The sequence below is a fragment of the uncultured Thiodictyon sp. genome, assembly GCF_903946935.1.
Taxonomy (GTDB): Bacteria; Pseudomonadota; Gammaproteobacteria; order Chromatiales; family Chromatiaceae; genus Thiodictyon.
This window is the reverse complement of sequence record NZ_CAJAXH010000258.1, coordinates 1-24,224: the sequence shown is the minus strand read 5'-3', so window position 1 is coordinate 24,224 and position 24,224 is coordinate 1. Positions and strand designations below refer to the sequence as shown.

At 65.2% G+C, this 24,224-nt stretch carries 19 protein-coding genes; 11 read left to right on the top strand and 8 right to left on the bottom strand.

Going from position 1 to position 24,224, the window contains the following annotated elements; all coding sequences use genetic code 11:
* Positions 1 to 69: 69 nt before the first annotated feature.
* Complete coding sequence (locus QZX93_RS23010; RefSeq protein ID WP_295389874.1) at positions 70 to 3,276, bottom strand: CHAT domain-containing protein; 3,207 nt, start codon at positions 3,274 to 3,276, stop codon at positions 70 to 72.
* 320 nt (positions 3,277 to 3,596) lie between these two features.
* Between QZX93_RS23010 and QZX93_RS23005 the strand changes: the two genes are divergently transcribed.
* From QZX93_RS23005 to QZX93_RS22990, 4 genes are all read left to right on the top strand, one after another.
* The gene (locus tag QZX93_RS23005) at positions 3,597 to 4,250 is read left to right on the top strand and encodes a CDP-alcohol phosphatidyltransferase family protein (RefSeq protein WP_295389872.1); all 654 of its coding nucleotides are present in this window, start codon (positions 3,597 to 3,599) and stop codon (positions 4,248 to 4,250) included.
* A complete protein-coding gene (locus QZX93_RS23000) occupies positions 4,247 to 4,867 on the top strand; it encodes a lysophospholipid acyltransferase family protein (RefSeq protein WP_295389870.1) in 621 nt (206 codons plus the stop codon). Before QZX93_RS23005 ends, QZX93_RS23000 begins: the two co-directional genes overlap by 4 nt.
* 166 nt (positions 4,868 to 5,033) lie before the next feature.
* Positions 5,034 to 5,981 (top strand): phosphatidate cytidylyltransferase, encoded by a 948-nt coding sequence (locus QZX93_RS22995; RefSeq protein ID WP_295389868.1) that lies wholly within the window; start codon positions 5,034 to 5,036, stop codon positions 5,979 to 5,981.
* A gap of 232 nt (positions 5,982 to 6,213) precedes the next feature.
* Entirely contained in the window at positions 6,214 to 6,639 is a 426-nt protein-coding gene (locus tag QZX93_RS22990) for a hypothetical protein (protein WP_295389866.1), read from the top strand.
* Between the two features lie 51 nt (positions 6,640 to 6,690).
* Here the strand turns inward: QZX93_RS22990 and QZX93_RS22985 are convergent, their stop codons facing one another.
* Positions 6,691 to 7,170, bottom strand: a complete 480-nt coding sequence (locus tag QZX93_RS22985; RefSeq protein WP_366761049.1) for a universal stress protein — start codon at positions 7,168 to 7,170, stop codon at positions 6,691 to 6,693.
* Positions 7,171 to 7,357: 187 nt separating this feature from the next.
* On the opposite strand from QZX93_RS22985, the gene QZX93_RS22980 reads away from it, so the two are divergent.
* The 4 genes from QZX93_RS22980 to QZX93_RS22965 all read left to right on the top strand — a co-directional run bounded on the left by QZX93_RS22980 (position 7,358) and on the right by QZX93_RS22965 (position 15,138).
* Complete coding sequence (locus QZX93_RS22980; RefSeq protein WP_295389904.1) at positions 7,358 to 8,776, top strand: acetyl-CoA carboxylase biotin carboxylase subunit; 1,419 nt, start codon at positions 7,358 to 7,360, stop codon at positions 8,774 to 8,776.
* 194 nt (positions 8,777 to 8,970) lie between these two features.
* On the top strand, positions 8,971 to 10,794 hold the full coding sequence (oadA, locus tag QZX93_RS22975; protein ID WP_295389864.1) for a sodium-extruding oxaloacetate decarboxylase subunit alpha: 1,824 nt from the start codon (positions 8,971 to 8,973) through the stop codon (positions 10,792 to 10,794).
* A 16-nt stretch (positions 10,795 to 10,810) separates the two neighbouring features.
* The gene (locus QZX93_RS22970) at positions 10,811 to 14,230 is read left to right on the top strand and encodes a glycosyltransferase (RefSeq protein ID WP_295389862.1); all 3,420 of its coding nucleotides are present in this window, start codon (positions 10,811 to 10,813) and stop codon (positions 14,228 to 14,230) included.
* Positions 14,230 to 15,138: a TauD/TfdA family dioxygenase gene (locus tag QZX93_RS22965; protein ID WP_295389902.1), complete on the top strand. Its 909-nt coding sequence runs from the start codon at positions 14,230 to 14,232 to the stop codon at positions 15,136 to 15,138. Before QZX93_RS22970 ends, QZX93_RS22965 begins: the two co-directional genes overlap by 1 nt.
* 189 nt (positions 15,139 to 15,327) lie before the next feature.
* On the opposite strand, the gene gshA is transcribed toward QZX93_RS22965, so the two are convergent.
* The 4 genes from gshA to rluD all read right to left on the bottom strand — a co-directional run bounded on the left by gshA (position 15,328) and on the right by rluD (position 21,115).
* Entirely contained in the window at positions 15,328 to 16,932 is a 1,605-nt protein-coding gene (gene gshA / locus QZX93_RS22960) for a glutamate--cysteine ligase (protein WP_295389860.1), read from the bottom strand.
* A gap of 154 nt (positions 16,933 to 17,086) precedes the next feature.
* Complete coding sequence (locus QZX93_RS22955) at positions 17,087 to 19,186, bottom strand: carboxy terminal-processing peptidase (RefSeq protein WP_295389858.1); 2,100 nt, start codon at positions 19,184 to 19,186, stop codon at positions 17,087 to 17,089.
* Positions 19,187 to 19,377: 191 nt separating this feature from the next.
* A complete protein-coding gene (gene pgeF, locus QZX93_RS22950; RefSeq protein ID WP_295389857.1) occupies positions 19,378 to 20,154 on the bottom strand; it encodes a peptidoglycan editing factor PgeF in 777 nt (258 codons plus the stop codon).
* Positions 20,135 to 21,115, bottom strand: a complete 981-nt coding sequence (rluD, locus tag QZX93_RS22945; protein WP_295389855.1) for a 23S rRNA pseudouridine(1911/1915/1917) synthase RluD — start codon at positions 21,113 to 21,115, stop codon at positions 20,135 to 20,137. The genes pgeF and rluD overlap by 20 nt, the downstream gene beginning before the upstream one ends.
* A 91-nt stretch (positions 21,116 to 21,206) precedes the next feature.
* On the opposite strand from rluD, the gene QZX93_RS22940 reads away from it, so the two are divergent.
* Positions 21,207 to 22,049 (top strand): outer membrane protein assembly factor BamD, encoded by an 843-nt coding sequence (locus tag QZX93_RS22940; RefSeq protein ID WP_295389853.1) that lies wholly within the window; start codon positions 21,207 to 21,209, stop codon positions 22,047 to 22,049.
* Here QZX93_RS22940 and QZX93_RS22935 read toward each other — a convergent pair.
* Positions 21,970 to 22,404, bottom strand: a complete 435-nt coding sequence (locus QZX93_RS22935) for a hypothetical protein (protein WP_295389851.1) — start codon at positions 22,402 to 22,404, stop codon at positions 21,970 to 21,972. The genes QZX93_RS22940 and QZX93_RS22935 overlap by 80 nt on opposite strands.
* A gap of 42 nt (positions 22,405 to 22,446) precedes the next feature.
* On the opposite strand from QZX93_RS22935, the gene QZX93_RS22930 reads away from it, so the two are divergent.
* Together QZX93_RS22930 and QZX93_RS22925 are read left to right on the top strand one after the other, a co-directional pair.
* On the top strand, positions 22,447 to 22,767 hold the full coding sequence (locus QZX93_RS22930; RefSeq protein ID WP_295389849.1) for a nucleotidyltransferase domain-containing protein: 321 nt from the start codon (positions 22,447 to 22,449) through the stop codon (positions 22,765 to 22,767).
* Complete coding sequence (locus tag QZX93_RS22925) at positions 22,754 to 23,107, top strand: HEPN domain-containing protein (protein ID WP_295389847.1); 354 nt, start codon at positions 22,754 to 22,756, stop codon at positions 23,105 to 23,107. The genes QZX93_RS22930 and QZX93_RS22925 overlap by 14 nt, the downstream gene beginning before the upstream one ends.
* A gap of 878 nt (positions 23,108 to 23,985) precedes the next feature.
* Here the strand turns inward: QZX93_RS22925 and QZX93_RS22920 are convergent.
* The coding region (locus QZX93_RS22920; RefSeq protein WP_295389846.1) for a hypothetical protein at positions 23,986 to 24,224 on the bottom strand (239 nt) is incomplete at its 5' end.

Below are 24,224 nucleotides of genomic sequence, written 5' to 3'. Positions count from 1 at the left end.
ATTGATTAAACAGGAAAACGACTTTTTGGCGCAAAAGAGGAAACTCTTTGCATTCAATCGGTTGCATCACTAAGTCCGACAGCCTGCTAGGTTGTTCCAAGTCTTAGCGGCCCCCGCAAGGTCGCCGACTCGTTCCCTTAGGTCAGCTGAATTCCTTAAGTGCCGCTCGGCCTGATTCCAGTCTCGCATCTGCCGGAAGGCTACTCCAAGCAAGTTCTCAAACACTGCCTCCGAAGCTGGCTCCTTGAGCTGCTTGAACAGCGCGAGGCCGTCTTGGTAACGCCGCACTGCATCAACCAGGTTGCCCACATGCATCGCCACGCTGCCGAGTTGCCCCAGGACCACCGCTTCGCTTCGGATATCTTTGATCTCACGGACTATTCCGAGGCTGATCGCGTAGACCGTTCGGGCCTCACTGAACCTGCCTTGAGCCGTCAACACATCGCCAAGATCTGTCTGCAATAGTCCATTCTGTCGTTTGACGATCTCTTGCTGTTCCAACGATTCCGTGACCTTGATCCCCCGACGGTAATGGGCCTCAGCGATGTCGTGGCGGCCGCCGTCTGCGTAGCAGCGGCCCAGGCGACTGAGCGTCATGGCAAGCTGATAGGTGGGTGCCTCACCCAAGGTCCGCAGTATGACTTCGAAACACTCGGCGGCCTTGGTCGCCTGCCCCGCCCCGAGCAGTTGCTCGCCTCGGTTGGACTGCGCCAGGTACCAGGCATCTGAACCCACCGCACTGCCGGCCTGCTCCGCACGGCGGCCGAGTGCCGCGGCCTCGCGGGTCCGGCCGAAAAAGTTGAGAAATAGGTTGACCGAATTTACGAACTCCACCGCGCTCTCGTCCCCCGCCGCGAGTGCCTGGTCTACCGCGTACAGCAAGTTGGGCAGCTCGCGCCACGCGATGGCCCGAACCTGGTCGGGACTTGTGTGATCATTGAGGTAGAGATGGTTAGCAAGGGCTTGATAGCACCGCTGATGAGCCAAGGTGAGGCGGGCCTGCTCCTCACCGCCAAGCCCGGCCCAGAGCAAGGGGGTCAGTGTGGGGTGGAAGCGCAGGAAGAGCTGATCAACGCTGGGAATGCGCTCTACCTCACTCAGGGCGGCGGTCTCCAGTTGGCGGCGCAACCCAGGCCAAGTGCCTTCGCTGTTCGACGGGCCACCGTCCTGTCGCCACTCGACCAGGCCAGTGATCGCAAGCAGGTTGTCTTCCATGGCCCCACCCTGAAGAACCCCCAGCCGGCCCAGGATCTGGCGCTGGGTATCGCTCAGCCGATCCAGTGAGAGCCGCACCGAGGCGATCAGGCTGGGCGGAGTGCCGGGGCTCGCGATCCCGGAGTCGGCCTGGTCGTCCAGCAGCGCAGTCAGGCGCTCGCCGACCTCACTGGCGGTGCGGGTACGCAACTGCTGGGCAAGGACGGCGATGGAGAGCGGGTGGAAAGCGACCCGGTCGAACAGCTCGATCAGCTCCTCGCGCTTAGGAGGTTTGACCGCCAGATCCTCGTCCGCCCCCGGCAGGCGGGATAGTGCGGCGAACCAGTCCAGTGCGTCCTCCGGGTAGGCAGCCGAGCCCAGCCCCTCCAAGGCGATGCGGCGGTGCACGCGGGTCATCTTGATGCGGTAGGCGGGATGATCGAGGTCGGGGATGCGGCTGGTGAGCAGCAGCCGGGTCTGGCCCTGTTCAGACCAGTCGGAGGCTGCGTCCAGCAAATCCCTTAGACCTTGGGGGACGAGGGCCTCCAGGTTGTCGAGGATGACCAGGGTCGGTGCAATCTCAAGTGCTCGACCGGCTTCAACCGCATCGGCAAGGGTTTTGTCCAGAACGATCCCGATGGTGCTGACGGCCACGGCCAGCGGGTCGTCGCAGCGGACCTGACTGAAGTCGACGAAGACGGCGCGCTCGAACAGGCCGGTGCGCAGTAGCCAACGCCCGGCCTCTTGGGCCAGTTCGGTCTTGCCCTGACCGCCAAAACCGGTGATGGAGAGGCGCCGGGTCTCGGCGGCGAACCAACGCTCTATCTGCCACAGCTCCCGGCGCCGACCGAAGAAGCCGGCCTCGTGAGCGGGGCGCAGGTTGTGGGTGAGCGGCGGGGCGGCGGCGGGCGCGGCCTCACCGGTCAGGAGCGGGGCGTCCGCGCCGGCATGGAACAGGGCGGGCAGGAACCAGTCCTGGAGTTCGAGCATGCGGGGGCCATCGTCCCGCCGCACCTCGAACTTCTCCGGGTTGTTGGCAAGCCAGGCGCGGGCGTCGTCCAGTGCGCTGGCGATGCCCCGCCCCTTGGCCAGGCTCTTGTAGAAGTTGCCGAAGAGGGCCGTGGTGGTGGCTACCAGCACCGAGTGAGTCATGGCGAGTATCGCCGGGATGCCGGTGGCGGTGAGCCGCCCGGCGACCGATGCCATGGGGTCGCCCTCCTGGTCCAGAGCGGCGGTCTGGCAGGCGGAGAGCACCACCAAGCCCACTTTAGCGCCAAACAAATTGTCTCCGAGGTCCTGGGCGGAGACGAGGTGGCTCTTGCCATCGTCCCGCTCGAACAGCAGGTAGCCGATGCCGCGCACCACGTCCTGCTCCGAAACACGGTGGAAGGCGCCGTGGCCGTCGAAGTGTAGGATGTCGAGGGAAGGTCTGGTGTCGTCGTTCAACCGATCGTGCAGAGCGTTGAGGGTGGCAGGGCGCAGGAACTCCCAGGTGACCCGGCCAGGGGCATGGGTCTCCAGCGCATCGAGCACGGCGCGGGGGTCGGTGCGGGGGTCGATGAAGCCGGCGTCCGCGGGTCGGCTGATTACGAAGAGCAGGTGCAGTTGGCGCTTGGGCTGGAGCGCAAAGGGGCTGCGCCCGCCGGTGGCCCCGGAGATGCGCCGCCGCACGCTGATGTGAGGACGCTCACGGAACAGGTAGACGCCGGTGGGGTCGTGCAGCAGTTCCCAGGGTAACGAGAGGATGGCGGCGCTCTCGGTGTCGATGGTGAGTACACGGTGCTCCCCATCGGCGTCCTGATAGCGGTTGAACAATCGCCCGGCGGCGCGGTTGTCGGAAAAGACGGGGTTGAACAACGCCTTGCCGATCTCCGGCAGCCGCGCCTGGATGCGCCGCGCCTCATCGTCATCCGGGTCGGCCAGCGACTGGGCGCCGTAGGTCTCCACATACCAGCGGATGTCGTTGCGGTCCTTGTCGGTGACCGGGTTGGTGAATGCGAACTGGCCGGAGTCGTTGCCGCCGTAGGCAACACTGACCTGGGCGGGGCCGGGGAAGCGCAATACGAGTTCGGGGGCGGCCATGGCGATTCGGTCCTTGGTTTGGCTTAAGGGGACAGAGGTCGATCCGGGCAGGGCGATTAAAGCACGATGAAAGCGGGAGGGGAATCGCTACATCCGTTGCGGACGGCCGCCAGGCGTTACCCATTGGAACGCGAGTACCCCGTGGGAGCGGCCTCCGGCCGCGACGGAAGCTCGCCGGTTGCCGCAGTGATCGCGGCGTCGCATCGCGGCCGGATGCCGCTCCCACGGGGACCTTCATTTTCCGAGGTGACTGGTATTGTTTGTAAGGTCGCGCGTGCCTATGTGTGCTGAACCGCGCCTCGCCCACCGAGACCCCGCCGATGTCAGCCACCCCACCCGCCCGCCGGCCACTCAAGACCCGCGACACCGCTTGGGCGCGGGGGCTCGCCCATTGGCTCGTGGCGCGGCGGGTGGCACCCAACCATATCTCACTTGCGAGCCTGGGCTTTGCCGCGCTGGGGGCCATCGCCATGCTCGCGTCGCCGGCCGCGCCCCCGGGGGTACGCTTCTGGCTCTATCTGGCCGCCGCCGTCTGCATCCAATTGCGGCTGCTGTGCAACCTGCTCGACGGCATGGTCGCGGTGGAAGGGGGACTGGGCTCGCGTTCCGGGGATGTCTTCAACGAGGTCCCGGACCGGCTCGCCGATCCGCTGCTGATCGTCCCGGCCGGCTATGCCTGCGGTCTCGCCTGGGGGCCGGAACTGGCCTGGACGGCGGGACTGCTGGCCCTGCTCACGGCCTATATCCGGGCGCTCGGCGGTACGCTCGGCCTGCCCCAGAGTTTCGCGGGGCCGATGGCCAAGCCGCACCGGATGGCGGCGATGACCATCGCGCTCATCACCGCCGCACTCCTCGCCCCCTGGGGGCTGGACGGGGTGGTGCTGATGCTGGCGCTCATCATGATCGTCATCGGCGCCAGCGTGACCGCCGTGCGCCGCACCCGGGCGATCCTGGCCGCGCTGGAGGCACGATGACCGCGGCGCCGGTCGCGGCCAGGCTACTCGCCTTTCTGACCCGGCTGATCACCGGGGTGCGGGCACGCTGGGTCGGCTCGGCCCCGACCAGCGCGCAGCGGGTCTATTACGCCAATCACAGCAGCCACCTGGACACCCTGGTAATCTGGGCCGCCCTGCCCGCCCCGCTGCGCGCCCGCACCCGCCCCGTGGCCGCCGCGGACTATTGGGACCGACCGGGGCTGCGCCGCTGGCTCGCCTGCGAGGTCCTGAACGCCCTGCTGGTGGACCGCTCCACGGGCAGCGGCAGCCGCGAGGCGCTGCACCGGATCGACCAGGCGCTCGCGGCGGGCGACTCATTGATCATCTTCCCCGAGGGCACCCGGGGCGACGGCACCAGCATCGGCGACTTGAAGCCGGGGCTCTATTTCATCGCCCATCAAAGGCCCGGGGTCGAACTGGTGCCGGTGTATCTCCAGGATCTGAGCCGCATCCTGCCCAAGGGCGAGGTGCTGCCGGTGCCGCTGCTGGGCAGTGCCACCTTCGGCGCACCGCTCACCCTGGCCGCGGGCGAGGATCGCCACGCCTTCCTGCAACGCGCCCGGGCGGCCTTGATCGCCCTGGGAGAACCCACATGACGCGGGAAAAGACCGTTCTCACGCCAAGGCGCCAAGCTCGCCAACGAATTTCAATGCGCTATCCGCGGCGGACAGCGCACGCAGCGGGTGACGGGGAGTGTACGAACACCCTCGATCTGTGCTTGGCGTCTTGGCGCCTTGGCGTGAGCAATGACCGGAGCCTGGGATGAACTTACTCACTGACCCGCAGATGCTCCTCCTGCTCGGCGGCATCGGCGGCCTGCTGGCACTGAGCAGCGCCATCGGCTGGGTGCTGGCCCGGCGCGTGCGGGATGAGCAGGCGCGCCTGGTGGTCGCGAACCTCAATGCCCGCATCCGCTCCTGGTGGGTGATGACGGCGGTGTTCGTGGCGGCGCTCGCCACCGGCGGCCTGGGGTCGGTGATCCTGTTTGCCCTGACGTCCTTTTTTGCCCTGCGGGAATTCATCACCCTCACCCCCACCCACCGGGCCGATCACCGCACCCTGTTCTGGGCCTTCTTCATCTTCGCACCGGCGCAATACCTGCTGGTGGGCATCCAGTGGTATGGGCTCTTCGTCATCTTCATCCCGGTCTATGCCTTTCTGTTCATCCCGGTGCGCAGCGCGCTGGCCGGCGACACCGAGGACTTCCTGGCCCGCACCGCCACCATACAGTGGGGGCTGATGATCGCCGTCTACTGCGTGAGCCACGCCCCGGCGCTCCTGATGCTCCAGATCCCGGGCTACCAGGGTCAGGGGGCCAAGCTCCTGCTCTATCTGATCGTCGTGGTGCAACTGAGCGACGTGCTCCAGTATGTCTTCGGCAAAACCTTGGGGAAACATCGCATCGTCCCCAAGTTGAGCCCCAACAAAACCTGGGAGGGCACTGTCGGCGGCATCGCCACCGCCAGCCTGATCGGGGCCGCGCTCTGGTGGGTGACGCCATTCAGCCCGGCGGCGGCGGGCGGCATCGCCCTGTTGGTCTGCGTGGTCGGTTTCGCCGGGGGGCTCGTCATGTCGGCGATCAAGCGCGACCGCGGGGTGAAGGACTTCGGCACCCTGATCGAGGGGCACGGCGGGGTGCTGGACCGGATCGATTCATTGTGTTTTGCCGCCCCGGTGTTCTTTCATACGGTGCGTTATTTCTATACCTGAGGGCAACATCGGTGGCGGCGATGTCGCGAAATGTCAGGCACGGATCGCAGACTCGGGCGAAGATCGTGGCGAGGGCTGTGCAGCCCCGAAACGAACACCAGATTGAACTTTTTGCGTTCCGCGCACGCGATTTCTGCTGATCGTCAAGGACCCGAGGACCGCTCGAGGCCCGCGTCGATCGGCGTTATGACGGGCCCACGGCCCTGCTACATCAACCCTGGAGAAACACCGCATGTCAATGAAGCAACTCATCCTGACCTCCGCTGCCGCGGCCGCCATCGCACTCTCCGCCGCCGTGTGCGCGGAAACCGCCAGCCCCGCGGACAAGGCAGCCGCCGCCGACAAGGCCACCGAAAAGGCCGATGTGCGCGCCGTTGCGGCAGACCAGAAGGCCGTGACTGCGGCCGACGAGGCGAAGGACGCGGCGATGAAGGCGGCGGCGGACGCGGATGCCAAGTCGGTGGCCCACCCGGCGAACAAGGCTGACCGCAAGGCGGCCATCAAGGCGGACGAGAAGGCCGTCGAGGCAGCAGAGAAGGCCGAGGCGGTCGATAAGGCAGCGGCGGCCGAGGCCGGCAAGGAGGGCGCCGACCTCCAGAAGGCCGAAGGTGCGGACACTGATGCGGTGCTGAAGGACAGCGCGCCGATGATCAAATAAGCGGGCATCAACCACCCTCGGCGTCGCCGAGGGTGGGCGCTCCCGCGGCATTTAGACGTCGCTCGCCTCAGCCAGCTTCACGCATAGCACATCGCATTTGAGACTACGCAACACGGCCTTGGCGGTGGAACCGAACAGCCCGAGGAAGCCATGCTGACCATGGCTGCCGACGATCACCAGGTCGGCCCCGACCTCGGCGGCGACCGCATCGATGGTATGGCCGGGCGGACCGACCCGCACCAGCCGATCCCCGGCCGCGACCCCCAAGGCATCTCCCACGACGTCCAACTGGTGCTGGGCGATGTCCAGCAGCTCCTGCTCCAAACCCAAGTCGTCCGGGACTGGCAGGTCCCCGCCAAAGCCCAGCGGCAGGTATTCCTGGGCCGCGCTCACATGCTCCAGCACGTGCAGCAAGGTGAGTCGCGCCCCGAACAGGGTGCGCAACTGCCCGGCGCGCGCGATCACGGGCGCACCGCTCGGATCGAAATCCACCGCCAGTAACAGGTGAGTGTAGTGTCCGCTGTCCATCATGCACCTTCAGTTTCAGTTGCCGGTCAAGCGGCAATTATCCTGGAAAGCGCCGTTCGCCGTCAGCTTTCCGCGAAGGCTTGCAGATTCCACCGGGTCCGGTATATTGCTGCATAGCAACAAAATTGGGCAGGCCACCCGACGCCCGGTCTGCTGCGCCGCCCCTTGATAGCCCCGAGAATCCCCCATGATGCTGCGAAAGATCCTGATCGCCAACCGCGGCGAGATTGCGGTGCGCGTGATCCGCGCCTGTGCCGAGATGGGCATCCGCTCGGCCGCCATCTATTCCGAGGCCGACCGTTTCTCGCTGCACGTCAAGAAGGCCGACGAGGCCTACAGCCTGGGCAGCGACCCGCTGGCCGGCTATCTCAACGTACACAATATCGTCAACCTCGCCCTGTCCACCGGTTGCGATGCCATCCATCCCGGCTATGGTTTCCTCTCGGAGAACCCGGAACTCGCCCTCGCCTGCGCGCGGCGCGGCATCGTCTTCATCGGTCCCAGCGCGGAGGTGATCGCGCGCATGGGCGATAAGACCCAGGCGCGCTTCGCCATGCAGAAGGCGGGGGTGCCGATCACCCCGGGCAGCGTCGGCAACCTGGAGAACCTGGACGAGGCCCTGCGGGTGGCCGGGCAGATTGGCTACCCGGTCATGCTCAAGGCCACCTCCGGCGGCGGCGGGCGGGGCATCCGCCGCTGCGACGACGGTGAGGCCCTGCGCCACAATTTTGAACGGGTCATCTCGGAGGCGACCAAGGCCTTCGGGCGGGCTGAGGTCTTCCTGGAAAAATGTGTGCTGAACCCGCGCCACATCGAGGTCCAGGTCCTGGGCGACCATCACGGCAACTGCATCCACCTCTTTGAGCGTGACTGCTCGATCCAGCGCCGCAACCAGAAACTGATCGAGATCGCCCCCTCCCCCCAGATCGACGAGGCCGAGCGCCAGTATGTGGGCGGACTTGCCGTGCTGGCGGCGCGCTCGGTCGGCTATACCAATGCCGGCACGGTGGAATTCTTGCAGGACACCGACGGCCGCTTTTATTTCATGGAGATGAACACCCGCATCCAGGTGGAGCACACCATCACCGAGACCATCACCGGGGTCGACCTGGTGGAGGAGCAAATCCGCGTGGCCGCCGGGTTGCCATTGCGTTTCAAGCAGCACGAGGTGAGCCGCCGCGGCTTTGCCATGCAGTTCCGCGTCAATGCGGAGGACCCCAAGAACAACTTCCTGCCGAGCTTCGGCCGCATCTCTCGCTATTATGCCCCGGGCGGGCCTGGGGTCCGCACCGACACCTGTATCTATACCGGCTATACGATCCCGCCCTATTACGACTCGATGCTCGCCAAGGTGGTCGTCTGGACCCTGTCCTGGGACGACTTACTCAACCGCGGCGCCCGCGCGCTGAAGGATATGGGCGTGTTCGGAATCAAGACCACGATCCCCTTCTACCAGGAAATCCTGCGCCATCCCGAGTTCCGCTCCGGACGCTTCAACACCGGTTTTCTGGACGCCCACCCGGAGCTCCTGACCTATTCGGACAAGCGCCGCAGAGAGGACATCGCCGCCGCCCTGGCCGCCGCCATCGCGGCCCATGCTGGGCTGTAGCCCACTGTCGCGGGTCGCAACAAAGATTATTGTCCGCAAATGAACGCCAATGAACGCAAATTTGGAAGAATGAAGATCGGGAGGCTGGATTACGGCGTGCCATCATGCAAGCTCCACCCAGCGCCAAGAGTTTCTTTCCCATTGGCGTTCATTTGCGTTCATTTGCGGACTGATACGAATTAGAGGTTCACACCATGCCGAAGATCAATATCACCGAGGTCGTCCTGCGTGACGCCCATCAGTCGCTGTTTGCCACCCGCCTGCGCCTGGAGGACATGCTGCCGATCTGTCCGCAACTCGACGCCATCGGCTATTGGTCGCTGGAGTGCTGGGGCGGGGCGACCTTCGACGCCTGCGTGCGGTTCCTGAAGGAAGACCCCTGGGAGCGCCTGGCGAAGCTGCGCGAGGCCCTGCCCAAGACCCGGCTGCAGATGCTCCTGCGGGGGCAGAACCTGTTGGGCTATCGCCATTATTCAGATGACGTAGTGCGCGCCTTTGTCACCCGCGCCGCGGCCAACGGTATGGATGTCTTTCGCATCTTCGATGCACTCAATGACCCGCGCAACCTGAAGACCTCTATCGATGCCACCAAGGCCGCGGGTAAGCACGCCCAAGGCACGATCTGCTATACCCAAAGCCGGGTCCATGACATTGCCGCCTTCGTCGGCTTGGCCAAGGAATTGGCGCAGATGGGCTGCGACTCGCTGGCCCTCAAGGATATGGCTGGACTCCTCACACCCTATGTCACCGCCGAACTGGTCAAGGCCTTGAAGGACGCGGTGGACCTGCCGCTGCACCTGCACTCGCACGCCACCTCCGGGCTGGCGGATATGTGTCACCTCAAGGCCATCGAAAACGGCTGCGATACGATTGATACCGCCATCTCGTCCATGGCCGGCGGGACCTCTCACCCGCCGACCGAGAGCATGGTGGCGGCCCTGCGCGGCACCGCCTACGACACGGGGCTCGATCTAGAGGCGATCCAACAGATCGGTATCTATTTCTATCAAGTGCGCAAGCGCTATCACCAGTTCGAGAGCGATTTTACCGGTGTCGACACCCGGGTCCAGGTCAATCAGGTGCCGGGCGGCATGATCTCCAACCTGGCCAACCAATTAAAAGAGCAGAACGCACTGGAGCGGATGTCCGCCGTGCTGGAGGAGATCCCACGGGTACGCAAGGACCTGGGCTTTCCCCCGCTGGTGACCCCGACCTCCCAGATCGTCGGCACCCAGGCGGTCATCAATGTACTCACCGACAAGCGCTACCAGACCATCACCAACGAGGTGAAACTCTATCTCCAGGGCCGCTATGGCCGCGCCCCGGGGCCGGTCAATCCGACCCTGCAACAACAGGCGATCGGCAACGAGGAGGTGGTCGAGTGCCGACCCGCGGACCTGCTGAAACCCGAGTTGGAGCGTCTCACCCATGACATCGGGCCGCTGGCACACTCGGAAGAGGACGTGCTCACCTTTGCCATGTTCCCGGATGTCGGGCGCGCCTTCCTGGAACACCGGGCGGCCGGCACTCTGCAACCGGAGACGCTGGTCCCGCCTGCCGGCGCCGGGACAACCGGCACCGCACCCACCGAGTTCAACGTGGCGGTCCATGGCGAGACCTACCACATCAAGGTCACCGGCGTCGGCCCCAAGGGCCAGGCGGACCGGCATTTCTATCTGGAGATCGACAGCGTGCCCGAGGAGGTCGTGGTCGAAACCCTGGATGAACTGGTACTGACCGGCGGGGTGGAGGGGGCGGTGAAGAAGGCGATCGTCGGCCGGCGACCGAAGCCCAGCGCACCTGGCCATGTCACGACCTCCATGCCGGGGAACATCGTCGATGTGCTGGTGAAGGAGGGCGACAGCGTCGCGGCCGGTCAGCCGGTCCTGGTGGCCGAGGCGATGAAGATGGAGACCGAAATCCAGGCCCCCATCGCCGGCACCGTGAGCGCGGTCTTCGTCATCAAGGGGGACGCGGTAAACCCGGACGAGGTCCTGTTGGAGATCACACCGGCCTGAATGACGGACCATTAAGATGAGCGAGCAGCCGACCCATCCCGTTTTTTTCGACCCCGAGCGCAAGCGCTGGCCGCGCCTGCGCTTCGGGATGCTGTTCCTGTGGCTGGTCCTGTCGGTCCTGCTCGGCGCCTTGGTGGTCAGCATCCTGCTCAGCCCGGCGCTGCCGACGCTGGCACTGCCGGGGGTGAGTTTCCTCCCCCACGGTGCCCACGCCCTGCCGACGATCGCCGCGCCCGCCGCCACCCACCCGGAGACCCGGCAGGAACATGCCCTGAGCGAGGCCAAGACCAAGCTCTTAAAGGAGCGCGAGCGCGGCCTGCAACTGACCCTCGCCCGGCCCCGAGCGCGTAGCGCGGCGGCCGGGCATCCGCTGGCCATCGGCTTCTTCGTCAATTGGGACGACACCAGCACACTCTCGCTCAAGGAAAACCTGAGCAACCTGGATATGGTCATCGGCGAGTGGCTGCACCTCAAGGAGGCCGATGGGACCCTGCGCGAGAACGACCCGGAACGCACCGCGGCAGCCACCGCCTATATCCGCGCACACCGCCCCGAGGTGGCCATCGTGCCGTTGATCAATAATTGGAGCGGGACCGAATGGGAGGGGACCAAGCTCGGGCGGATGCTGGGCGATCCCAAGGCGCGCGCCCGGGTGGTCGCGCAGGTGTTGTCATTCGTGCAGGGCCACGGCTACGCCGGGATCAGCGTCGACTTCGAGAACCTCCCGGCCAAGTCCCACGCGGGCTATTACAGTCTGCTGGCCGAATTCTCTTCCGCCTTTAAGCCGCAAGGCCTGACGGTATCGGTCAATGTCCCCGCCAGCGACGCGTCCTTCGATTACAAGAAGATCGCCGCCAGCGTCGACTTGGTCATCCTCATGGCCTACGACGAGCACTGGTCCACCGGCGCCCCGGGCCCCATCGCCAGCCTGTCCTGGTTCGCCAAGGTGCTTCGCGAGCACGCCCGCGACCTGCCGGCGGACAAGACCATCGTCGGCATCGGCGGCTATGCCTACGACTGGCCCAAGGGACAACCGGCGGAGGAGCGCACCTTCGAGGAGGCGGTACTCACCGCCCGCGAGTCCGAGGGCAACATCCGCCTGGACCCGGCCTCGCTGAATCCGACCTTCGACTATGCCGACGATGAGAATCGCATCCACCACGTCTGGATGCTGGACGCAGTCACCGCCTTCGACCAACTCCAGGTGGTCCGCGCATTAGGGGCCCGCGGTTACGCACTGTGGCGGCTGGGCAGCGAGGACCCGACCCTGTGGAAGTTCTTCGGCAAGGACGCACCACTGGATGCCGACATGGCGTCCCAACTCAGAGACATGCGCTTCGGTTACGACCTGGACTATGAAGGCAAGGGGGAGATCCTGCAGATCACCGCTCAACCCCAGCCCGGAGAGCGCGAACTCACCTTCGACCCCAAGCGCAAGCTCATCAGCAAGGAGCACTACACCACCTTCCCCTCGCCCTATGTCATCACCCGCCACGGCGCCGTGGACCACCAGGTGTCGCTCACCTTCGACGACGGCCCGGACCCGGTGTGGACGCCGCGGATCCTGGATATACTGGCGAAGGAGCAAGTCCCTGGCACCTTTTTCATCATCGGCACCAATGGCGAGATGCACCCCGACCTGCTGCGGCGCGAGGTGCGGGAGGGCCACGAGATTGGCATCCATACCTTCACCCATCCCAATATCGCGGCCATTTCGCCCACCCAATTCCAGATGGAACTGACCGCCACCCAGCGCCTGCTGGCGAGCGCGGTGGGTCGCCAATCGCTTCTGTTCCGCCCGCCCTATGCGGTCGACGCGGAACCTGAGACCCCGGACCAGGTCCGACCCATCGAACTGGCGAGTAAGTTGGGCTATGTGACGGTGGGGATGCAGATCGACCCCGACGACTGGCAGCGCCCGGGGGTGGATGAGATCGTGCGCCGGAGCGTGGCGGCGGCCGAGTCCGGGGAGGGCAATATCGTCCTGCTGCACGACGCGGGCGGCGACCGCACCCAGACCATTGCCGCCCTGCCCAAGCTGATCGCGGCGCTGCGCGAACGGGGCTTCACCTTCGTCTCGGTGGCCCAACTGCTGGGGCAGACCCGCGACCAGATCATGCCGGTGGTGCCGGCGGAGAGCCGTTGGCAGACCTGGACCGACTGGGCCGCCTTCGGCTTCATCAACCTCGCGGCGACGGCCATCCAGTGGCTGTTCATGCTCGGCATCGGTTTGGGGGTCGCACGCCTGCTGTTCATCGGCGTGCTGGCGGTCTACCAGCGCTACCGGCGCCGCGGCCAGGCGTTCGATCCGGACTATGCGCCGATGGTCGCGGTGGTGGTGCCGGCCTTCAACGAGGAGAAGGTGATAGTGCAGACCATCACCTCGCTGCTGGCCAGCGACCACCCCAGCCGCTTTGAGATCATCGTGGTCGACGACGGCTCCCCCGACGCCACCTTTAGGGTGGCCCGCGACACCTTCGCCGACGACCCGCGCGTGCGGGTCTTCACCGAGCCCAATGCCGGCAAGCCGGCGGCGCTCAACTTCGGCATCGCCCAGACCCAGGCCGAGATCATCGTGGCGATGGACGCCGACACCGTCTTTGCCCGCGACACCATCAGCAAGCTGGTCCGCCACCTCGCCGACCCACGGGTGGGCGCCGTGGCGGGCAACGCCAAGGTCGGCAATCGCACCAATCTGATGACGCGCTGGCAGGCCCTGGAGTACATCACCAGTCAGAACCTCGACCGGCGGGCCTTCGACGTGCTCAATTGTGTCAGTGTGGTCCCCGGCGCGGTGGGGGCCTGGCGGCGCGACCTGATCCTCACGGCCGGCGGTTTCAACCACGAGACCCTGGCGGAGGACACCGACCTCACCCTGAGCATCCGCCGTCTGGGCTATGCGATCGTCTATGAGGACGAGGCGGTGGCGCTCACCGAGGCCCCGGACACCGTGCGCGGATTCATCCGCCAGCGCTACCGCTGGATGTTTGGCACCATGCAGGCGAGCTGGAAGCATCGCGATGTCTTATTCCGTCGGCGCTATGGGGCCTTGGGCTTCGTCGCATTACCCAATGTGCTCGTCTTCCAGGTCCTGTTTCCCTTGGTCTCCCCGATCATGGATTTCGTGCTGATCGGCTCGTTGCTGCTGGCCGCCTTCGACCACGCCCAGCACCCGGACCAGTATTCGCCGGACGCACTGTGGCGGGTCGCCTTCTATTATGCCCTGTTCCTGGCGGTGGACTTCCTCGCCGCCGCGCTCGCCTTCGCCCTGGAGCCCAAGGAGAACAAGTGGCTGCTGGTCTGGCTGGTGTGGCAACGCTTCTTTTACCGCCAATTGATGTATTACGTGGCCATCAAGGCGACGCTCGCCTCACTGCGCGGCGTGGTGGTCGGTTGGGCCAAATTGGAACGCAAGGCGACGGTGGTACAGCCATGATGAAACCTCAGTCAAGTCCCGCCGGCACGGCGCCGGGCAATCCATTCGATCTCACTGACATCGACGCCTACCAACGCTGGCGCGACGCCCGCCTGACCGGCGCCCCGACCCGCGTGGATGAGTTGATCGTCGAGGTCGGGGACCCGCACCGCCTGACCGCCGCCGAATACCAGGCCCTACTGGACCGCTGCCGCCGCGCCAACATGGCGATCTATGTCGGCGCCAGCGGCGACGACCCGGACAAGTCGATCCCGGCCGCACTCGGTGCCCGCTTCGGACTGCACCGCCTGGACCACAATCGCGGCGCGGATGCCGATGCCATCACCTCACTCAAGGTCCAGACGGACGCGGGCCATGCCGGCTATATCCCCTACACCAATCGCCCCATCGCCTGGCACACCGACGGCTATTACAACACGCCCGAGCGGCAGGTCCGGGGCCTGCTGCTGCACTGCGTCCACCCGGCCGCCGCGGGCGGCGCCAACGCCTTGCTGGACCATGAAGTCGCCTATTGCCTGGTTCGCGACCAGGCCCCGGCGTTCATTACCGCACTGATGCACCCCCACTGCATGACCATCCCCGCCAACCCGGGCGATGGCGGCGGCGAACTGCGCCCGGAGCAAACGGGCCCGGTCTTCTCGGTGAGTGCGCACGGACACCTGCATATGCGCTACACCAACCGCGCCCGCCATTGCCACTGGCGGGACGACCCGCTGACCCAAGCGGCGGTGGACTGCCTCAAGAACGTTCTGAATACACCCAGCCCCTGGCACCTCGAAGGCCGCCTGGAGTCCGGCTGGGGACTGATCTGCAACAACGTCCTGCACACCCGCACCGCCTTCACCGATGGCCCGGCGCCACGGCTCATCTACCGGGCGCGCTATTACGACCGGATCGCCGAGGCTTGATCCTGCGGGTATTCATTGTACGCAAATGAACGCAAATGAACGCAAATAGGTTCAAGAAGTTGTATGTCGATCGCTTAAGCAGGCAGCCCACCCGACGGGCGAGTCGAGCCGGCTCGGCGAAACGTAAGTAACCCACTCTTTTATTTTGCGTTTTTTGCGTTGATTTGAGGCTTAACTGCGCTCTTCAGGTTAATCGACGGCACGCCCCTGGGCGAAGTAGCGTGCCAGGAAGGTGTCGAAATCCAGATCGTCGGCGGCCTCGATCGCCGCGCGGCGGCGGTTGGAGTCGGCCGCAAGCTCGTCAAACAGGACCTCGCGCTCGGGGGACAGGGTGCGGGTGCGCAGGCGCTCCCGATGGGCGCTGGAGTAGCGCTCGGCCAGTGCGAAAAACGACTCGCCGGTGGCACGTAATTCGGCCAACATAAGAGCGGAGGGCGTGCAGTCCGGGTCGACCGCCTTATTGCGCTGGCGCCGCAGGCTTTGGGTGCGGGGACCGTCCGCGGCACCATCCAGCAATTCCGCCACCGGGGCCATAGCCTCCAGGGTCTGCGTCGCCCAGCGGCGCAGCTCAAGCGGCGCCCCGTCGCGGTTGAGTGTGAGCCCGGGTTCGCGCCCGCGGTGGGCGGTGCGAACCTGATTGTCGTCGATGGCACGTCGCTCCGCCGGGCTGATACGCGGGCTGTCGCTGAGCAGACAATAGAGCATCAGGGTCTCCAGGAACAGCAGTTGCTCCGTGCCCACCCCGAGGGACTCGAAGAGATTGATATCGACCGAGCGCAATTCGACATAGCGGATACCGCGGCGACGCAGGGCCAGGCTCGGCTTCTCCAGCCAGTCGATGATCTGCTTGGGCCTCACCGTGCTGTAGTATTCGTTCTCGATCTGCAAGACCGAGGCATTGAGCTGCTCATAGCGGTTACCCACCTTGACCCCAATCCGTTCGTATTGCGGACAGGCGGTCTCGATCGCCCAGGTGAGACTGCGAATATAGGCATCCAAGCTGTCATAATTGGCCTTGAGGCCGGTGCCCTGCTCTTGCTGGTTCTGATAACCGATGTCACCCATGCGTAGCGAGGTGGCATAGGGGTAATACAGCGTATTGGCATCGAGTGGGGCCAGATCGGTGTCGCGTCCCTGGACAAAGCTGCGACACACCGTCGGCGAGGCGCCGAAAAGATAAGGGACCAACCAGCCGAGCCGCAACAGGTTGCGGATCATGGCCATATAAGACTCGGAGCGGAATGAACCAAGGTCGCCGCGATCGCCTTCCTGGTCCCGATACAGGCGCCAAAAGCGGTCGCCGAAGGAGAAATTAAAATGGATCCCCGCAATCAACTGCATGGTGCGCCCATAGCGGTTACCCAGGCCGCGGCGGTACACCGTTTTCATGGTCGCCGCGTTGGAGGTTCCGTAGCGCGCCAGCGGGATAGTGCGCGCGCCGTCCAATACACAGGGCATGCTCGTGCCCCAGAGTAGGTCGTCACCCAGGTGGCGATAGACCAGGGTGTGGATGTCGGCAAGAAAGTCGAGCACCGCCGCGCAGTCTCCCAGGGCCGGGGTCACCAGCTCGATGAGTGCCTCGGAGAAATCTGTGGTGATGTGTGGGTGGGTCAGGGGCGAGCCCAGCCCCGCCGGGTGCGGGGTGGTGGCGAGTCGCCCGGTCGGGGAGACCCGCAGCGATTCCTTTTCGAGCCCGATGCGGCTGTCCTTGAGGGCCTGCGCCAAGTCATTAGAAGGCGCGGCACGCTCCAGCGCGCGCAGCCGCCGAAGCAGAGTAGCAGAGGAAGCATTCAAGGTGCGGTCCTTGTTTTGGTGGCCACGGGTGAGCGACCGGGGCCTTGATCATCGCTGCGACGCGCAGAGCGCCCGACCCATGCGTGACACCGCGCAGCGGTGTCACGAGCGCCCTATCTTACACAAACTGAATTTTGGCCCAGCGGGCCAAAATTCAGTTGCGCATGGCGGCCTTGGGTCGGCTGGCACTCTCCAGTTGGATGCCGTCGGCGAGCACCCGCGCGGCCTCTTCCACCTGGATGCGGGCGATCGCATCGCGCTGCGCGTCAAGTGCATCCTCGTCGACCTGATCGGCGTCCTCCTTCACCGGGGTGATACCGCGGGCACGCAGGAAGCGGTCCTTCTCGTCCTCGAACAGGGTCCGCCGATGCTTGTCCTCGGCGCGGCGGTCGGCCTCGCGTAGCGAGACCCGGGTCTCGTCCTTGATCTCGCGCAGCACCTGGTTGCGCCGCTCAAGCATCTGGAAGCCCGGGTCTTGGCCGATCCGCTGGGCCGACTGCCGGGTGAGCGCGGCCGCGTCCGGGACCTGGGCGTGCCGATAGCCGGCCGCGTCGATACGCGCCCAGGGCAGCGGATTGTGCAGCGAGCGCTCGCCGTGCTCACCGGAATCGTCGGTCGCCGGAAAGGCCACGTCCGGCTCTACGCCCTTCAGCTGGGTGCTGCCCCCGCTGATACGGAAGAACGCGGCCATGGTGAGACGCAAGCGACCCAAATCGGTCTGGTCCCCGGGCACATAGCGGTTCAGATCCACCAGGGTCTGCACCGTACCCTTGCCGAAGGTCGTCTCACCGATCACCAGTCCCCGGCCATAGTCCTGGATGGCGCCGGCGAAGATCTCGGAAGCGGAGGCACTGTCGCGGTCCACCAGTACCGCCAGGGGCCCGGAGTAGGCCACACCAGGGTCGGTATCGCGCTCCACTTCGACCTTGCCGAAGCTGTCCTTGACCTGGACCACCGGCCCGGTGTCGATGAAGAGCCCGGTAAGCGAGGTGGCCTCGGCCAAGGAGCCGCCGCCGTTGCCGCGCAGATCGATGACGACGCCGTCGACCCCCTGCGCGACCAGCTTATTGAGCAGTTGCCGCACGTCACGGGTGGTGCTCTTGAAGTCGCGTTTACCCTTGGTCTCGGCGTCGAAGTCACGGTAGAACACCGGCAGTTCGATGACCCCGATCTTGAGCCCAGGGGCGTTGGGCAGGTCCGTGATGATGGACTCCTTGGCGGCCTGGTCCTCCAACTTGATCTCGTTGCGCACCAGCGACACCTCGCGGGCGGCGCCCTCATGACTCGCCGTCTGGGGCAGCAGTTGCAGGCGCACCACGGAGCCCTTGGGACCGCGGATCTTGTCGACCACGTCCTGCAGCCGCCAGCCGACCACATCCTCGAACTTCCCGTCCAGGCCCTGGGCCACGCCGATGATACGATCGCCGGAGGCGATCTGCCCGGAGTCCCGCGCCGGTCCGCCGGGAATCGTGCGCTGGATGACCGTGTATTCGTTGTCGGAGCGCAGCACCGCGCCGATCCCCTCCAGCGACAACTTCATGCTGATGTCGAAGTTCTCGGAGGTGGCCGGCGACATATAGCTGGTGTGCGGCTCCAGGGTCTCGGTGTAGGCACTCATGAAGGTCTGGAAGACGTCTTCACCGGTGAACTGCTGGATCCGTCGGGCCAGGCTCTCGTAGCGCTGACGCAACCGCTCACGGATGTCGTCGTCGCCCTTGCCGGCGATGCGCAGGCTCAGGAAGTCATTCTTCACCCGCTGGCGCCAGATCTCATCGAGTTCCGCATCGGTCTTGGCCCAGGGCGCCTTGGAGCGGTCGAAGGCGTAGCTTTCATCGACGGTGAAATCGAACTTGCCCCCGACCAGACCCAGGGCGTACTTGACCCGCTCGTCTACCCGCATCCGGTAAACGCGGAAGATATCGAATGCACTGTCCAACTCACCGCGCCGCAGGTTGTCGTTGAGCCGGCGGGCGCCGCCCTGAAAGCGGTCCACATCCCGCGCCAGGAAAAAGGATCGGTTGGGGTCCAGGGCCTCCAGATAATTGTCGATTACCGACCGGGCAAAGGCATCGTCGAAGGTGACCTTGCGATAGTGGTAACGCTCCAGGACCTTGTTGATGACGATCGCGGTCTTGGCCTGCGACTGGGAGGGAAACAGCTCGGAGAGCGATACCTGGCGCGGCGAGGCACCTGCCACCCAGGCGCTGAAACAGAGTGCCACGGCGGTCAGGAACAGGGGTAGGCGGGGTCTCATTAGATGCTCGATAAAAATGACTGAATAGGGCCGGCGACATCACGGATAAAGCAGCCTGTGATCGGGTGCTTAACGGGTCGGCCACCGGCCGCCAGTGCGGCGCTGGACCACCCGAATCGCTCGGCGCCCTGACGCGGGCGCCAGGCAAACGGCGAGCGATTATCGCACGGTAGAGGTTGGAAAGGTGGATTTCAAGGAGTTAGATTGGTCCGTGAGGCAAAAAAATCGCTCCCCGTGGAGTCCCCCAACCAGATCAGGCTCGCCATCCGCCCGGTCACACCGTCGCGACGGAAGGAGAAAAAACGTTCGGGGTCCGAGTAGGTACAGTCGCCGCCACCATAAACCCGCGTCACCCCGGCCTGGGCAAGCCGGGCGCGGGCCAGCGCGAAGAGGTCCGCCAACCAGCGGTCGCCAGCGGCGGGTTGAAAGGCGCCGATCGCGGCCGGGTCAGCCGCGAGGAAGGCGGCGCGCACCTCGGGCCCCACCACGAAGGCAGCCGGACCGATCGCCGGACCGAGCCACACCAAGAGGTCCGCGGGGGACTCGCCCAGGGCCTTGAGCGTACCCTCGATGACCCCCGCGGCCAAGCCGCGCCAGCCCGCATGGACGGCCGCCACCCGACGACCGCGTCGGTCGCAGATCAGCAGCGGCAGGCAATCGGCGGTCAGCACCGCGCACACCGCCCCAGGGCGGCAGGCGACGGCGGCATCCGCCGTGCAGCCGGGGACCGCCGTTGCGCTCTGCGCCACCGTACACCCGTGGACCTGATTGAGCCACAGCGGGTCGGCCGGCAGGTTCAGGGCGGTGCGCAGGGCCGCGCGGTTGCGGGCGACATGCCGCGGCTCATCCCCCACATGGTCCCCCAGGTTGAGACCGGCCCAGACCCCGGTGCTCACGCCCCCCGACCGGGTGGTACAACAGGCCTGGACCCAGGGGGGGGCCGGCCAGTCAGGTCGGATCAGTTGCACATGCGCGCTCCAGTCGAAAGAGCCCGAGCAGCGACTCGAGATCGGCGGCCATGGGGACCTCCCAGACCATCGGCCGCCCGCTGTGCGGGTGCTCGAGTCCGAGGCGGATGGCGTGCAGGGCCTGACGCCCAAACCCCTGAATGGCCGCGGTCAAGGCCGGGGTACACCCCTTGGGCGGCCGCGGACGCACCCCGTAGACCGGGTCGCCCACCAGCGGGTGGCGCACATGGGCCATATGGACACGGATCTGGTGAGTGCGCCCGGTATCCAATTCCACCCCGAGTAAACAGTGGCCCGGATAGCGCTCGAGCACCCGGTAACGGGTGAGCGCCGCGCGCCCCCCGGCGACCACGGCCATGCGGGTGCGCTGGGTCGGGTGCCGGCCGATGGGCGCCGCCACCGTCCCGCCGGCCACCAGTTCCCCGACCACCAGTGCTCGATATTCCCGGTGGACGCTACGCGCTTTGAGTTGTTCCACCAGTGAGCAATGGGCGGCAAGGGTCTTGGCCACGACCAGCAGACCGCTGGTGTCCTTGTCCAGCCGATGCACGATCCCTGCCCGCGGCAGGGCGGCGAGCCCGGGGGCGTGGTGCAGCAGGGCGTTGAGCAGGGTACCGTCCGGATTGCCGGCGGCGGGATGGACCACCAGCCCGGCGGGTTTGTCGATCACCAGGATCGCGTCGTCCTCATACACCACCCTGAGCGCGATCGCCTGGGGTGCGTCCCGGCCATCCCCGCGCAGTTCGACGTCGAGTGAGACCGCCTCACCGCCCCACACCCGGTCGCGACAGCGGCGCACCGCCCCATCCACCAGGACCTGCCCTGCCTCGATCCACTGCTGGACGCGACCGCGGGAGAACTCCGGCCAGGCCAGCGCCAGGGCCTGATCCAGGCGTAGACCGGCCGCCCCACCGTCGAGACGCAACGCACGCTGTACGCGGACCACCGGTGCGGCATTCATGGGCACCCCGGCAACTATCGGCACGGCGCCGGGACCCGCCCCCGTGCCATCGGGTATACTCGCCCTGTTTAAATTTTGGTAACTTGCCGACATGAGCCGCACCCTAACACGACTGGCCACCTTACTGCTGATTACGTTCTCGATCGGGACCCTCAGCGGCTGCTCCATGTTCAAAGGCAAGGAGTACGACAACACCGAGGGCTGGAGCGCCTCCAAACTCTACGCCGAGGCCGCCTCCGAGATGGACTCGGGCAGCTACAAAAGGGCCATCGAACTCTACGAGAAACTCGAGTCCCGCTACCCCTTCGGCCGCTACGCCATGCAGGCGCAACTCGACGTTGCCTACGCCAACTATCGGGCGGAGGAGCCGGAGGCCGCCCTCGCCGCGGCCGACCGCTTCATCAAGCTGTACCCCCAGAACCCGTACGTTGACTACGCCTACTATATGAAGGGCATCATCAACTATAACCGCAGCGTCGGCTATATGGACCGCTACGTCCCCACCGACGCCGCGCAGCGCGACCCCGGTTCCGCCTTGGACGCCTTCGCGGACTTCTCCGAACTGGTCAAGCGCTTTCCGGATAGCAAGTATGCCGTCGATGCCCGCCAGCGCATGGTCTATCTGCGCAACAACCTGGCTCACAACGAGGTCAACGTGGCCCGTTACTACATGAAGCGTGGGGCCTATGTGGCGGCGGCCAACCGCTCTAACTATGTGATCGAACACTTCCAGCGCACCAGCGCGGTCAAGGAGGCATTGGAGGTCCTGGTGGAGGCTTACCAGGCACTGGGTGAGCAGAAACTGGCTGCGGATGCCCAGCGGGTCTTGGACGTCAACCGCAAGGCCGGGCGCTTCATCTCGGACGAACCGGCCCCCGGCGAGGTGAGCCTCGGGCGCAAGTTCTGGGATTATCTGGAGCTCGATCGGAACTAGCCACCGGCACTTGGGCGCCTCGCGGCGTGGGCCGCCGCGCCCCGGCGCGGCGGATGCGGATCATGCGCATGGCCTGTACTACCGCCTGATTCAATAGCCAGGCGTTGACGGCGATAGCCCCCGCGGTCAGCACCAGGAACAGGACCTGCTCAACCACCCCACCGAGGGCCGAACGGGGCGGCGCCAGGAAATCGAGCAACAGGAGCGACCAGGGCAGCGCCGCGCCGGCGAGGAAGAAGGCCTCGCGGTCGTACCCGGGCGGCAGGACATGCAGGACCTGCCCGAGGACCATTCCGGCGAGGAAATACCAGAGCACGAGCACCAGAATGAGTTCGACTAGGCGTTTGCTGTTCATGTGGCCGGCATTGTACCCGGTCGCCGTCAAGGGAGCCCCCGCATGTTGACTGAACCCGCTATCCGCGAGGCCGCTCAGCGCGTTGCCGCTGCGGCCCATGCGCCCATCAAGGTCATCCTCTTCGGCTCCTATGCCCGCGGGGATGCGGATGACGGGTCGGACCTGGACCTGCTGTTGGTGGAGCAGGAGATACCCGATTACCCACAGGAGTATCTGCGCGTACATAAGACCCTAGACCATCTGAGGATCGGCGTCGATCTACTGCTGTTTACCGAGGCCGAGTTCGAGCAACAGCGGGACTGGTGGACGACACCCGTCTATTGGGCCGCCCGCGAGGGAAAAGTATTGTATGAGCGCCAATAGCAAGCAGGCACAGTCACTGCTCGCCGCGGGCCTGCGTGATCGCCTCACACTATGTCTGTTGCGTGACGCCGGTGAGGCACCGCAAGAGGTCATGGGCTTTCATGCCCAGCAGGCGTGCGAGAAATTCATTAAGGCGGTCCTTGTAGTGCATGGTGTCGTATTTGAACCCACGCATGACCTTGCCGTCCTCGTCGCGCTGTGCGCAGACCATCAGATCCAGGTTCCGAGCGAGACAGATGCACTGCGCATTCTGAACAACTTGGCCTCGATCATCGTTCCGGCCAGTGGCCATCGTGTGGAGTCCAAGGCTTCAGCCTTGGTCCTGTCCATCCAAGGCTGAAGCCTTGTACTCCGGTCCCGGGGTGGCCGGAGCGACGATCAAGGCCAACAACTTCGCCGTGCGGTTCCGCTACGAGGCCTTGGACCCTACCGATTTTCCGTGAGGTCGAGACAGCGGTCGTGGTAGAACAGATCAAGCAGTCGACGGAAGATGAATTAGCGCGCATGCGATAAGTTTGACTTCGGACATTTCAGGCTGTCGGAGCCAATTGATCGAGTAAACGTTCCCAACCCTGGCGCAAAATAACGAGGAATCCAGGTCCGACATTGAGAACATAAAAGCATCGTTCCCCTAACAACCTGGAACAGTCCAGAACAATTACATAAGAAGCAAATATCATGAAAGGCCTTGATCGTCATTCCGGCCACTTGGGCTCGCCGGATGCGTAGTCAGGCCATCTTGGCCTGACACCGTCAGGGCTGGAAGCCCTGACTACGCACGCCGCTGGCCGGGATTATGATCAAGGCCGCCTATGGCACCACTTGGTCCGTTTGCGGTCGCGGCGCGTGATCTTGCGTTAGCGTGATACTAGGCCTAGGCAAAACTTAGGGGCCTGGTTGGAATGGCACTGACTTAAGCCGCAAGCATCGCAGAAACAATCGGTTGCGATGCGGCGAAGCGAGCGAAAAACGGTTGCGGACTAGGCGGGCGCCAGGAAACACCCCGGAAAATTCCGCTTTCCCTCAAACGACTGCTTGGCGATTCGTCTCCAAGCCGCTGATTTGTCAACGCCGCAGATTAAGTCAGTGCCATTCGGGCCTGGTTGCGAGTACCAGGCAATGGGACGGCACCGGAATCAAGAGCCAATGAACGTCTATTTTATCAGGAACTGGGCATCGCGTCGCATCAGGCTAACGGCCACCCACGGCAAATCCGTTCTAGCCCGCCGTGGCTGGCCATCCCCGCCGCCGACGGGAATTTTCGGTCATGCCCAGGTAATCGAACACCAGGCGGACGTTGCGTGCCAGGCGCTGGATGATGGCCAGTGCCTCGTCGTTGGCGTGCTGGGTGTTCCAGCGTTGCAAGGCGCCGCTGAGCGCATCCGGGTCGACGCGGGTGAGCACCTCGCGCAGGACGGTCCGGCTGGGCACCTGGTAGCGACGGTCGCGATAGCGGC

Bases quoted from the DNA above. Each gene is read 5' to 3' on its own strand.
- QZX93_RS23010 (WP_295389874.1), bottom strand. From the start codon at position 3,276: ATGGCCGCCCCCGAACTCGTATTGCGCTTCCCCGGCCCCGCCCAGGTC.
- QZX93_RS23005 (WP_295389872.1), top strand. From the start codon at position 3,597: ATGTCAGCCACCCCACCCGCCCGCCGGCCACTCAAGACCCGCGACACC.
- QZX93_RS23000 (WP_295389870.1), top strand. From the start codon at position 4,247: ATGACCGCGGCGCCGGTCGCGGCCAGGCTACTCGCCTTTCTGACCCGG.
- QZX93_RS22995 (WP_295389868.1), top strand. From the start codon at position 5,034: ATGAACTTACTCACTGACCCGCAGATGCTCCTCCTGCTCGGCGGCATC.
- QZX93_RS22990 (WP_295389866.1), top strand. From the start codon at position 6,214: ATGTCAATGAAGCAACTCATCCTGACCTCCGCTGCCGCGGCCGCCATC.
- QZX93_RS22985 (WP_366761049.1), bottom strand. From the start codon at position 7,170: ATGATGGACAGCGGACACTACACTCACCTGTTACTGGCGGTGGATTTC.
- QZX93_RS22980 (WP_295389904.1), top strand. From the start codon at position 7,358: ATGCTGCGAAAGATCCTGATCGCCAACCGCGGCGAGATTGCGGTGCGC.
- oadA (WP_295389864.1), top strand. From the start codon at position 8,971: ATGCCGAAGATCAATATCACCGAGGTCGTCCTGCGTGACGCCCATCAG.
- QZX93_RS22970 (WP_295389862.1), top strand. From the start codon at position 10,811: ATGAGCGAGCAGCCGACCCATCCCGTTTTTTTCGACCCCGAGCGCAAG.
- QZX93_RS22965 (WP_295389902.1), top strand. From the start codon at position 14,230: ATGAAACCTCAGTCAAGTCCCGCCGGCACGGCGCCGGGCAATCCATTC.
- QZX93_RS22955 (WP_295389858.1), bottom strand. From the start codon at position 19,186: ATGAGACCCCGCCTACCCCTGTTCCTGACCGCCGTGGCACTCTGTTTC.
- rluD (WP_295389855.1), bottom strand. From the start codon at position 21,115: ATGAATGCCGCACCGGTGGTCCGCGTACAGCGTGCGTTGCGTCTCGAC.
- QZX93_RS22940 (WP_295389853.1), top strand. From the start codon at position 21,207: ATGAGCCGCACCCTAACACGACTGGCCACCTTACTGCTGATTACGTTC.
- QZX93_RS22935 (WP_295389851.1), bottom strand. From the start codon at position 22,404: ATGAACAGCAAACGCCTAGTCGAACTCATTCTGGTGCTCGTGCTCTGG.
- QZX93_RS22930 (WP_295389849.1), top strand. From the start codon at position 22,447: ATGTTGACTGAACCCGCTATCCGCGAGGCCGCTCAGCGCGTTGCCGCT.
- QZX93_RS22925 (WP_295389847.1), top strand. From the start codon at position 22,754: ATGAGCGCCAATAGCAAGCAGGCACAGTCACTGCTCGCCGCGGGCCTG.